Origin of the sequence: Pseudomonas syringae pv. tagetis (assembly GCF_022557255.1) — a bacterium.
GTDB lineage: Bacteria > Pseudomonadota > Gammaproteobacteria > Pseudomonadales > Pseudomonadaceae > Aquipseudomonas > Aquipseudomonas caricapapayae.
This window is the reverse complement of the sequence record NZ_CP092923.1, coordinates 1443497-1454116: the sequence shown is the minus strand read 5'-3', so window position 1 is coordinate 1454116 and position 10620 is coordinate 1443497. Positions and strand designations below refer to the sequence as shown.

At 58.4% G+C, this 10620-nt stretch carries 9 protein-coding genes; 3 read left to right on the top strand and 6 right to left on the bottom strand.

Features of this window, described 5'->3' with window-relative positions; genetic code table 11:
• Window positions 1-29: 29 nt before the first annotated feature.
• Complete coding sequence (locus MME58_RS06515; protein WP_055005321.1) at window positions 30-776, bottom strand: tellurite resistance TerB family protein; 747 nt, start codon at window positions 774-776, stop codon at window positions 30-32.
• A 301-nt stretch (window positions 777-1077) separates the two neighbouring features.
• On the opposite strand from MME58_RS06515, the gene MME58_RS06510 reads away from it, so the two are divergent.
• Window positions 1078-3165, top strand: a complete 2088-nt coding sequence (locus MME58_RS06510) for a hybrid sensor histidine kinase/response regulator (RefSeq protein ID WP_055005320.1) — start codon at window positions 1078-1080, stop codon at window positions 3163-3165.
• A gap of 59 nt (window positions 3166-3224) precedes the next feature.
• On the opposite strand, the gene MME58_RS06505 is transcribed toward MME58_RS06510, so the two are convergent.
• From MME58_RS06505 to MME58_RS06495, 3 genes are all read right to left on the bottom strand, one after another.
• Window positions 3225-4331, bottom strand: a complete 1107-nt coding sequence (locus tag MME58_RS06505) for an NADH:flavin oxidoreductase/NADH oxidase (RefSeq protein WP_055005343.1) — start codon at window positions 4329-4331, stop codon at window positions 3225-3227.
• 112 nt (window positions 4332-4443) lie between these two features.
• On the bottom strand, window positions 4444-6159 hold the full coding sequence (recJ, locus tag MME58_RS06500) for a single-stranded-DNA-specific exonuclease RecJ (RefSeq protein ID WP_055005319.1): 1716 nt from the start codon (window positions 6157-6159) through the stop codon (window positions 4444-4446).
• A gap of 63 nt (window positions 6160-6222) precedes the next feature.
• Window positions 6223-6765, bottom strand: a complete 543-nt coding sequence (locus MME58_RS06495) for a YaeQ family protein (protein WP_054988425.1) — start codon at window positions 6763-6765, stop codon at window positions 6223-6225.
• A gap of 324 nt (window positions 6766-7089) precedes the next feature.
• Here MME58_RS06495 and MME58_RS06490 point away from each other — a divergent pair, with 324 nt between their 5' ends.
• Window positions 7090-7929 (top strand): TIGR02285 family protein, encoded by an 840-nt coding sequence (locus MME58_RS06490; protein ID WP_054988424.1) that lies wholly within the window; start codon window positions 7090-7092, stop codon window positions 7927-7929.
• A gap of 170 nt (window positions 7930-8099) precedes the next feature.
• Here MME58_RS06490 and MME58_RS06485 read toward each other — a convergent pair whose 3' ends face one another.
• Window positions 8100-8396 (bottom strand): DUF3509 domain-containing protein, encoded by a 297-nt coding sequence (locus tag MME58_RS06485; RefSeq protein ID WP_054988423.1) that lies wholly within the window; start codon window positions 8394-8396, stop codon window positions 8100-8102.
• Between the two features lie 288 nt (window positions 8397-8684).
• On the opposite strand from MME58_RS06485, the gene MME58_RS06480 reads away from it, so the two are divergent.
• On the top strand, window positions 8685-9347 hold the full coding sequence (locus MME58_RS06480) for a response regulator (RefSeq protein WP_055005318.1): 663 nt from the start codon (window positions 8685-8687) through the stop codon (window positions 9345-9347).
• On the opposite strand, the gene MME58_RS06475 is transcribed toward MME58_RS06480, so the two are convergent.
• Window positions 9320-10600 carry an EAL domain-containing response regulator gene (locus tag MME58_RS06475; protein ID WP_082427199.1) on the bottom strand — a complete coding sequence of 427 codons (1281 nt, stop codon included), beginning with the start codon at window positions 10598-10600 and terminating at the stop codon, window positions 9320-9322. The genes MME58_RS06480 and MME58_RS06475 overlap by 28 nt on opposite strands.
• Between the last annotated feature and the right edge of the window lie 20 nt (window positions 10601-10620).

Here is a 10620-nt window from a genome sequence, read left to right as displayed (position 1 = left end):
CCAGGCAACCCGCTGGCGGGAGTTCCGGCCTACTGAGCCTGGCGCACCTGCCCTTCCAGTTCGGTCTTCAGGCCGGGCTCCAGTTTCAACTGGCGCGCCAGCTCATCAAGGTAGGCGCGTTCCATGAAATGCTCTTCATCCACCAGCATGACACTGGCGATGTACATTTCCGCGGCCATTTCAGGCGTGGTGGCAGCACGGGCCACCTCTGCCGGATCCAGCGGCTTGTTCAACTCGGCCTGAAGCCATTGCTGAAGTGCCTGATCGTTGTTCAGCTTGCTGAATTCGCCCTCGATCAGTTCACGCTCACGCTCATCCACATGACCATCGGCTTTTGCTGCGGCAACCAGTGCACGCAGGATTGCCTGGCTATGCTGCTCGGCCTCGGCCTCCGGAAGCCGGTCGATGGTCTGCGGTTCGCGCTGACCGGTGAGCCCCTGACTGGCCTGCCAGTTGTTATAAGCCTTGTAGGCCAGTACGCCCAATGCCGCCAGGCCTCCGTAGGTCAGCACCTTGCCGCCCATACCGCGAGAGCGTTTGCCCCGCAGGAGGCTCATGGCACCTGCGGCCAGTGCGCCACCACCGGCACCGGACAACAGACCGCCCAGCCCGCTCTGAGAACCGCCCTGGCCTTTTCCACCACCGAGCAGGCTGCCCAGACCGTTGATCAATGAATCGCTGCCCGACGATGACTTGCCGGATTTGCCATTAGTCTTGTCCTGCAACATGCTTTGTCCGGACTTGAGCAACTGATCGAGTAAACCACGCGTATTCACAGGAAGCCTCCTACAAGGTTTGTCAGATGAGTCATTGACCAACAAGTTGACAGGAAGTCACTGGCTTCTAACTGCCGGTGTGCTTCCGGATGTTACGGGTATCGCCAGGCCCCGTTCGTCAAACTGCACTGCCTGACGCCGAAATGCGTGCAACCGATATCGGGATTCAAGGGTCAATAATGTGCCATCCGGGCGTAAAAGCGGGTATACAGCTCCCTTGCCTGAGTTGTTCGACACACTAAGCACATTCATATGAACACTGCTGCCCCCCTCCATGCAGATTGTCAGGAGCTTGCCTGAAGTGATATCGCCCACTGGTTTCCCGACAGCTAACGGCAAGGCTGCCGGGATTATCCGATCAAAGGACTGGAGCCAGACCTCTCTCGGGCCTATCGAGTACTGGCCGGTATCGCTGAAAAACACCCTTAATCTGATCCTGAACTCGCCAGAGTCCATGTACCTGCTCTGGGGGCCGGAGTTGGTGTTTTTCCATAACGACGCTTACACCCCCATCCTCGGCCCGCGCAAGGATAACGCGATAGGTGCGCTTATCCCGGACCTGTGGGCCGATGTCTGGGATCAGGTCGCGCCACTGGTCATTGACGCATACGCGGGCAAGCCCTGCCATTACAAGGACATGCCGCTGAGCATGGCCCGCTTCGGTGAGATCGAACAGACATGGTGGTCGTTTTCCTTCTCGCCGGTGATCGACGAGCACGGCATGATCGTCGGCATGTTTTGCATCACCAACGAAACCACCGCGCATGTGCTCAATCAGCAAGCCTTGCAGGACAGCGAACGCAAACGCCTGAAGCTGATCGACGACCTGGTCAATCAGGAACGGCTACAGACTGCCAGGCTGGCACAACGGACTCTCGAGCTGGATACGTTTTGGGAGATTTCCCCGGACCCGCTGGCGATACTCGATTTCAACGGTATCTTCCTGCGGGTGAATCCGGCCTGGACGGTGCTTCTGGGCCATACGGAACAAGAGCTGCTGGGCAGTTCGATCATGACTCTGCTGCACCCCGATGATGTCCGTAATACCGAGGATGCCCTGAAACATACCATCAGCCATGTTCTACCGTTGTTTGAAAATCGTTATCAGCATGTCGACGGGACCTATCACTGGTTTGGCTGGACTGCTGCGCCGGGCAATGGAATCATTTTCGCGCTGGGCAAGCACCTGACCCACGAGAAGAAACGCATCGAAGCATTGCGTGCTGCCGAAGAGGCGCTGATCCAATCCCAGAAAATGGAAGCCGTCGGGCAATTGACCGGCGGTCTGGCACATGACTTCAACAATCTGCTGATGGGCGTGACCGGCAATATGGAGCTGCTCCTGTCGAGGATCCGACAGGAACGCTTCTCAGAGCTGGATCGCTATATCAATGCTGCACTGGAAGGCTCGAGACGCGCCGCCTCCCTGACGCATCGGCTGCTGGCATTCTCGCGCCGCCAGACCCTGGCCCCCAAGGCCACGGATATCGACCTTCTGGTCACGGGCATGGACGAGCTCATCCGGCGTACCGTGGGTCCCGCTATCGATATGCAGGTCGTTGCGTCGCGCGGCCTGTGGTCGACTCTGGTCGATCCGCACCAGTTGGAAAACTCGCTGCTCAATTTGTGTATCAACGCCAAGGACGCCATGCCCGATGGCGGACAACTGCTGATCCAGACCGGCAACCGCCATCTGAATGCAGCCACAGCGACAAAGTATCAACTGCCCCCAGGGCGTTATGTAGAGTTATCCGTCAGCGACACAGGCACTGGCATGGACAAGGACGTCATGGCTCGGGCCTTCGATCCGTTCTTCACCACCAAACCGTTAGGCATGGGCACCGGCCTGGGGTTGTCGATGATCTACGGTTTTGCACGGCAGTCGGGCGGCGGCGTTCATATCACTTCAAACGTTGGCGAGGGTTCCAACGTCTGCATCCTGCTGCCGATGCATGAAGGTGAAGCTGAAACAGTGGCACTTGAAGACAGCCCTCTACAAGTGCCCACGCCAAGCGCTGGCGATGAAACCATCCTGGTTGTCGACGACGAGCCTGCTGTGCGCGTGCTGATTGCCGAGCTGCTTGAAGACCTGGGTTATGTCGTTTTGCAGGCCGAGCGAGGTGCCGATGCGCTGACCATTCTGCAGTCCAAGGCGGCCATCGACCTGTTGATAACCGACGTTGGCCTGCCGGGCGGCATGAACGGTCGCCAGGTTGCCGACGCGGCCAGAGAGGTACGTCCCGACCTGAAAATACTGTTCGTGACCGGTTACGCTGAAAACGCAGCGCTGGCCCATGACACACTCGAACCAGGCATGCACGTGCTGCCCAAGCCTTTTGCCATTGCCGAACTGATCGGACGCGTCACCGAGTTGCTGGAGGGGGAATAAAAAAATGAGCGCCTTGCGGCGCTCATTTTTTGATACGTCATCCGTGAACCAGGTGATGATCAGTCGCGCAGGTCAGACTCATGAATCGGCTGATCCCGGTGTGTGGCGCGTTGATACTGCGCAGGCCAGGTCGCCAGCCGTCCACCCAGATCTTCGTCGGCACGCAATGGCCAGTACGGATCACGCAGCAGCTCTCGAGCCAGCAGGATGATATCGGCCTGCCCGGTGCGCAGAATATGTTCTGCCTGAGCCGGATCGGTAATCATGCCCACCGTGCCTGTGGCGATATCGGACTCTTTGCGAACCCGTTCGGCAAATCGCGTCTGATAGCCAGGGCCAACCGGAATTTCCGCATTGGCAGACGTACCGCCTGACGATACGTCGATCAGGTCCGTGCCCAGTGCTTTCAGGCGACGCGCCAGTTCTACCGTTTCATCGGCGTTCCAGCCGTCTTCCACCCAGTCGGTAGCGGACACGCGAACGAATAATGGCAGTTCTTCAGGCCACACCGCACGCACCGCTTCGGTGACTTGCAGCGTCAGGCGAATGCGGTTTTCGAACGAACCCCCATACTGATCAGTGCGCTGATTGCTCAATGGCGACAGGAACTGGTGCAGCAGATAACCATGCGCGGCATGAATTTCCACGACCTTGAAGCCCGCGGTCAGCGCGCGTCGTGCGGAATCGACGAACGCTTTGATCAGCTCCTGAATCTGCGTTTCGTTCAGCTGTACCGGTGCCGTATGTTGCGGATCAAACGCAATCGCCGACGGCCCGACCGGTGTCCAGCCGCCCTCATTGAGTGAGATGCTGCCGTGTTTGCCAAGCCAAGGGCGCCAGGTGCTGGCCTTGCGGCCGGCGTGCGCCAGCTGGATGCCTGCGACGGCACCCTGAGCATTGATAAAGCGGGTGATGCGTTGCAGTGGTTCGATCTGTTCATCGTTCCACAGCCCAAGGTCCTCGGGCGTGATGCGGCCGTCCGGCGTCACCGCCATCGCTTCGCTCATGACCAGGCCTGCACCGCCAACGGCACGACTTCCCAGATGAACCAGGTGCCAGTCGTTGGCCAGACCATCGACACTGGAGTACTGACACATCGGCGACACCGCGATGCGATTGCGAAGGGTCAATTGGCGCAGGGTGTAGGGTTCAAGCAGCAGACTCATGGCAACCTCTCGTAGTGAAAATTCAGGCGTCCAGGCCTCGTTCATTCATTGAACGATCCGGCAGACAGTCTGTTGTCGACAACCCGGTAGCGAGAGGGGTTCCTGCTGATTGTCAGCGTGGCGCGAGATGCACCACCATCAGCTGTACGGTTTCGTTGCCACGAAACTCGTTGAGGTCGAGTTTGTACGCGAGTTCGACCCAGCGAATATTGGGGTTGGGCCAGATGTCACGGTCGACGCTGAACGCAATGCCATCGAGCTTGACGCTGCCGCACTCGGTCTTGAGGACCATTTTCAAATGACGCTCGCCCACCACGCGTTGCTCGACCAGTTGAAACACCCCGTGAAACAACGGCTCAGGAAAGTGCTGCCCCCAGGGACCGGCATTTCGCAACGCGCGGGCCAGTTCCAGATGAAACTCCTCGACCGCCAGCGAACCATCGGACAGCAAGCGCCCGGTCAGGTCCTGCTCATCGAGCTGCCGACGCACTTCCAGATCGAATGCTTCGGCAAACGCAGGAAAGTTTTCCTCGGGCAGGGAAAGACCTGCCGCCATGGCGTGTCCGCCGAATTTGCTGATCAGTTGCGGGTGACCCGCAGCCACGGCGTCCAGCGCATCGCGAATGTGAAAGCCCGGCACCGAGCGGGCCGAGCCCTTGAGCACGCCCTCCCCGGCACTGGCGAAGGCGATGGTGGGTCGGTGGTAACGCTCCTTGAGACGCGAAGCCAGGATGCCGATGACGCCCTGATGCCATTCGGCGTCGAACAGGCAGAGGCCGAATGGCATGGACTCCAGTGGCAGGTCCTTGAGCTGCGCAAGCGCCTCGCGTTGCATGCCCTGCTCGATGGACTTGCGGTCCTGGTTCAACTCGTCCAGTTGCACGGCCATTTCACGCGCCAGTGTCGGGTCATCGCAAAGCAGGCATTCAATGCCCAGACTCATGTCATCCAGACGTCCCGCTGCGTTCAACCGCGGCCCGAGAATAAACCCCAGGTCGGTGGAGGTAATGCGCGAAGGCTCTCGCCGTGCGACCTCGAGAATCGCGCGCAGCCCCGGCCGTGCGCGCCCGGCACGAATACGCATCAGGCCTTGATGGACCAGAATGCGGTTATTGGCGTCGAGCGGTACAACGTCCGCCACGCTGCCCAGCGCGACCAGATCCAGAAGCTCGCCAAGATTGGGCTGTGCACGCTGATTGCTCTCGAACCAGCCGGTTTCACGCAAACGCGCACGCAAGGCCATCAATACATAGAAAATAACCCCGACACCGGCCAGCGATTTACTGGGAAAGGTACAGCCTGGCTGGTTGGGATTGACGATGGCGTCTGCCGCTGGAAGCTCGTGACCCGGCAAATGGTGATCGGTTACCAGTACCTGCAAGCCCGCTGCCTTGGCAGCGGCCACGCCCTCGACGCTTGAAATGCCATTGTCCACGGTGATCAAGAGCTGAGGTTCGCGCTGCAACGCGACTTCGACGATTTCCGGTGTCAGACCATAACCGTACTCAAACCGATTGGGCACCAGATAATCGACGTGCGCCGCACCCAACAGGCGCAGACCCAGAACACCCACAGTGCTGGCGGTCGCGCCGTCCGCATCGAAATCACCGACGATCAGCATGCGCTGACCCTCGCGCAACGCTGTCACCAGCAGGTCTACCGCTGCATCGATGCCCTTGAGTTGCTGATAAGGAATCAGCCGCGCGAGGCTTTTGTCCAGCTCGGCCTCGCAGGCCACGCCCCTTGCCGCGTACAGTCGGGTGAGCAAGGGAGGCAGGTCGCCGAGGAATGGCAAGGTATCGGGCAATAGACGAGGTTCAATGCGCATGCGGGTCAGCTGATTCTCTTTGCAGTGTCGATTTATGTGTCTGCCGGTCGGAACGGGTGGTTATCAACCGCGCTCGCCCGCAAGCCATTGCAACTGGACTTCATGCTGGCCACGGTCGTCGGTGACGAACACAGTCCCCTCACTGATCATCACATCCCACTTGATGACCCGAGGCATGTCTTTGGCCAGCACTTCCAGCACCTCTTGCGGAACGGCGGCAATATTGACGTTCTTCAGATTTTTGATCGCCGGGATGACCTTGCCTTCCCAGACACGCAGACTGCCATAGGCCAGCAGGCTGGTGCGTTCGGTACGGCGCGAGCACCAGGTCAGGCGGTCGGCATCAGGCTGGCCCACTTCGATCCAGTGCAGCACGCGATCATCCAGGCTTTTTTCCCACAGCGCAGGTTCATCTACATCGGACAGGCCGCGGCCGAACGACAATTGCTCGTTGTACCAAAAGGAATAAGCCAGCAGACGTACGGTCATGCGTTCTTCGGTTTCCGAAGGGTGACGGGCGATGGTCTGCTTGACGCTCTCGTACACTCCGCGATCAAGGTCGGTGAGATTGAGTTCGAATTTGTAGGTCGTGGACGGCTGGGCCATGAACGGGCTTCTAGTATCTGGAGGGAAGATGGCAAGTCTAACCGATGCCGGGCCTGTGAACGAACTTGCTCGCACAGGGATGTGTTCGCCCCGATTTGCGGGCTATACAAAAATCGATAGCCTGAAACAAAATTCTGATACAAATCTGTGCTTACAGACGATTTGCAGTGACAGCCTGAATTCCCGGTCGGGGCAGGTGAATGTGACGCCATAGACGCAGGACCACTCAAAGAGCTGCCCCCACACTCCAGATCGTTGAACCATTTTCGAGGATGACACCCGCGAATGCCCCTTCCTGCCTCGTACTGCACAACGGCTCGATTGATGCTCGCCCTCTTGCTGGCGGCCCTGTCATGCGCCAGTCAGGCGAGGGAAACGCTGACCTGGCTGATGCGTGACATACCGCCTTCGACGATTTTTTCCGGGGCCATGCGCGGGCGCGGCGCGATTGATCAGCTCATGCCGTTGCTGACTGCACGAATGCCCGGCTACGATCATGTGCTGATGCGCGTCAACCGCGCCAGAGGCCTGCAGATGCTGAACGACGCCACGTCGCTCAGTTGCGATCCCACCATGCTGTGGACCGCCGAACGAGCCAGAACCCTGCTTTTCTCGATCCCGATCGGCGCCATACTCAGCAGTGGCCTGATTGTACGCAAAGAGGAAATCTCGAGGTTCGAGCCCTATGTCGAGGACGGAAAAATCGACTTTGCCGCATTGATGGCAAGCCGCACGATCAAATTGGGCATGGTTGCCGAACGCAGCTATGGGGAACTGATCGACCATACCCTGCAAACTGTCGACGAAGACGCACTGGTGCTCCATTACGGTAATGACGCGACCGGTAGTCTTCTGCAAATGGAGCGCCTGGGACGTCTGCAAGCTTTTATCAGTTTCTGGCCGGAAGCGCGCTATCAAGCTATGCAACAAGGTATCAGGCCAGATGAACTGACCTTTTTACCGATCAAGGGCAACTCAGCCTATCAATTTGTCTACATCAGCTGCAGCAACTCGCCTGAAGGCAAAAAAGCCCTCGCGCAGATCAACCGCGAGATGCACGAACTACGCGAAACCAGCCTGATGGGTTTTTACGCAGAGTGGCTGGAGCCCGAGCAACGGGCACGCTACCTGGAGGACGTAAGAGCGCTGCTGGAGAACAACTGAGCACACAAAAGAAACCCCGGGCAGAGGGGGCCTGCTCGGGGTAAACATGACCACTATGGTCAGTACGCCAGCCCTTGATCACCGGAGCACAATGATCAAACCTGACGTAATGAATAAGAGTGCTGCGAACCCGTTAGGTTCCGGCATCGTTGACATGGATCAAGCAACTGTTAAGCAAAAGACGGAGTGCCTACAAACGTACGGCCGATTGCAGCATTGCGCATCGCAGCAATGACGCATGGCTCGATTCTGCCCTCAGCGACCATCAAATCCCGGCGTAGCCCGTCTACCACGTCGGTGAGCTGACGTTTGTCGCTCAGCTGATCGGCGCCGAAGGTACGCTCGATCACACAAACGCCCGCTTTATCTTTCAGAGTCACCAGACGTTCACCCCGAGTACCTGCCGGGCCAATACAGGCCTGATAAGGAGCCAGCGCTTCGCTTAGCAGTAAGCTGATATTTTCCATCCGGATCACCACTCAACAGTTTGAATGCAAAGGTGCTAACCAATGACAGTCGGCGATAGCAGAAAGTTCTTTTTATCGCCTGATCGCAGCACCTGTCTGTCATTTCGAGCATGCCTGTTGAATGTGACAAGGAAAAAACCAGAGGTAGAGGGATACGGAAAGCAGGTTCGTAGGAAAACTCAACATAATTCAGCTACGCGTCCTACAGGGTGCCTATGCTATTAATCACTGCTTTAAATCGACCCGTCATCTGTAATACCCGTCAGCCCTTTTTGATGGAGCCACCCCTTGAGCGATTCCAATCGTCGCCCGCTGCGCGTCATCGTGGCTGATGACCACCCTATTTTTTTGATTGGTCTGCGTGTTGTCCTGGAACAGGACGGTCTGGCTACCGTCGTCGCCGAGGCCCGTAATCCGGACGAACTGCTGCAGGTGCTCACGCACCATGTCTGTGATGTGCTGGTGACTGATTTCATGATGCCCGTCGAACGACAGAACGATGGCCTGCGCCTGCTACAGCGTATCCACCGGGACTTTCCGGCGCTGCCAGTGATCGTTGTGACCACGCTGAGCAATGCCGGGCTTTTTCAGTCCATGCTGAACCTTGATGTTCAAGGTCTGTTGAGCAAGGCCAGCCTTGCCGGAGAGCTGCCTGCTGCAATCAGGGCCGTGAAACACGGTAAGCTGTTTGTCGCCGATTCCGTGCGCAGGGCACTGAGAGAAGCCCTGCACCACGGGCCTGACGCGCCGTTACAGACGGAGCGATTGTCGCCAAGGGAGCTGGAAGTGCTGCGCCTGCTGTCGGCCGGTCATACGGTCGGCCAGATTGCAGCCCTGCTCAATCGCAGCAAACAGACCGTCAGTGCCCAGAAGGTGGCTGCCATGCGCAAACTCGGCCTGGCCAACGACGCTGCGCTGTTCATCTATTTGCAGGAAAGCGGCATGTCATGAGGCTGCCGATCTGTCAATGTGGCGAGCAGATGAGGGATATCACGCTCGGCAACCCAGCGCATGAACCCCGATGCGGACATCGGAGGTGCAATGAAATACCCCTGAATGGCAGGATTGCCCAGAGCCGACAGGCTGTGAAAATCTTCAATCGTCTCGACGCCCTCAACCACTACCGGCATCGACATCCGCTGCGCCATAAGCATGGCTCCCGCCACCACAGCGGACTTGCGCGCATCGTCGGCCATGCCGCGCACGAACTCGGTCGGGATCTTCAACTCGCTGAAGGGCAACTGCAGAAGTCTCTCGATATTCGAAGCGCCCATGCCAAAGTCATCAATAGACAGTTTGCAGCCCTGCATGCAAAGCCTCAGCAGGCCTTCCAGTTGCCAGGTTTCCGGGCGGGCGGCGTCCTGCTCGAGAATTTCCAGGGTCAGTGCAGTTGGCGGTACGCTATGACGCGCAAGCGCCTGCATGATCTGCTCGGCGAAATCCGGCTGCTGTAGCACCTGAGGGTCGATGTTGACGGCAATCGAGAGCGCCTCACCCTGCTCGCGCATGACTTGTGCCGAAAACTGCAGAGCCTGATCCAGCACACGCCAAGTCAACGCAATGGTCAGCGCCTCAGCGTCAATGGCCTCCATGAACCGTCCGGGAGCCAGCAGGCCATGCACTGGATGTTGCCAACGGACCAGCGCCTCGGCACCCAGCAACTCGCCTTGCAGACTGACCTTGGGTTGGAAATAGGCAACCCATTGTTCAGCAACGGACGCACCGTCTACAGGCATGCTGCCAGGCGAATCAAATAATTCCACAGCAGACAGTGCACCGAATGCGCCGTTTACCGGCGACCGCGGCGCATGCACGGCACGGCTCTTTACGTACGCCTCGAGCAGATCATATAACGCTGCAGCCGAAGCAGGTTTCTGCACATACCCCAACACCTTCAACCCTTGGCTAAGCGCCAGCTGAGCAACCCCCTCCAGCACGCAAGCAGCGGAACTGCTCACAATTATCAGCGCCCTCGCCAGTCCGTTTTCAGCCATGAAACGGATCAACTCGAGGCCGTCGGGACCTTCCATCTGCAGGTCACAGATGGCAATGTCGACAGGCCCCCGGCTTTGCAGGGAAAGCCGGGCAACCGCAACGCTGTCGGCCGCCAGCACATCGAACACCTGATTGGCGTTGAGCATCTGGTGCAGGGCCATCAGCTGGAAAGGATGATCTTCGAGAATCAGAACCTTGAGTGAGTGCACGGTCATGCCTACAGAGTCAG

What these genes read in the sequence shown, in the direction of transcription:
- MME58_RS06505 (WP_055005343.1), bottom strand. Translation starts at nt 4,331, where the DNA reads ATGAGTCTGCTGCTTGAACCCTACACCCTGCGCCAATTGACCCTTCGC.
- recJ (WP_055005319.1), bottom strand. Translation starts at nt 6,159, where the DNA reads ATGCGCATTGAACCTCGTCTATTGCCCGATACCTTGCCATTCCTCGGC.
- MME58_RS06495 (WP_054988425.1), bottom strand. Translation starts at nt 6,765, where the DNA reads ATGGCCCAGCCGTCCACGACCTACAAATTCGAACTCAATCTCACCGAC.
- MME58_RS06490 (WP_054988424.1), top strand. Translation starts at nt 7,090, where the DNA reads ATGCTCGCCCTCTTGCTGGCGGCCCTGTCATGCGCCAGTCAGGCGAGG.
- MME58_RS06485 (WP_054988423.1), bottom strand. Translation starts at nt 8,396, where the DNA reads ATGGAAAATATCAGCTTACTGCTAAGCGAAGCGCTGGCTCCTTATCAG.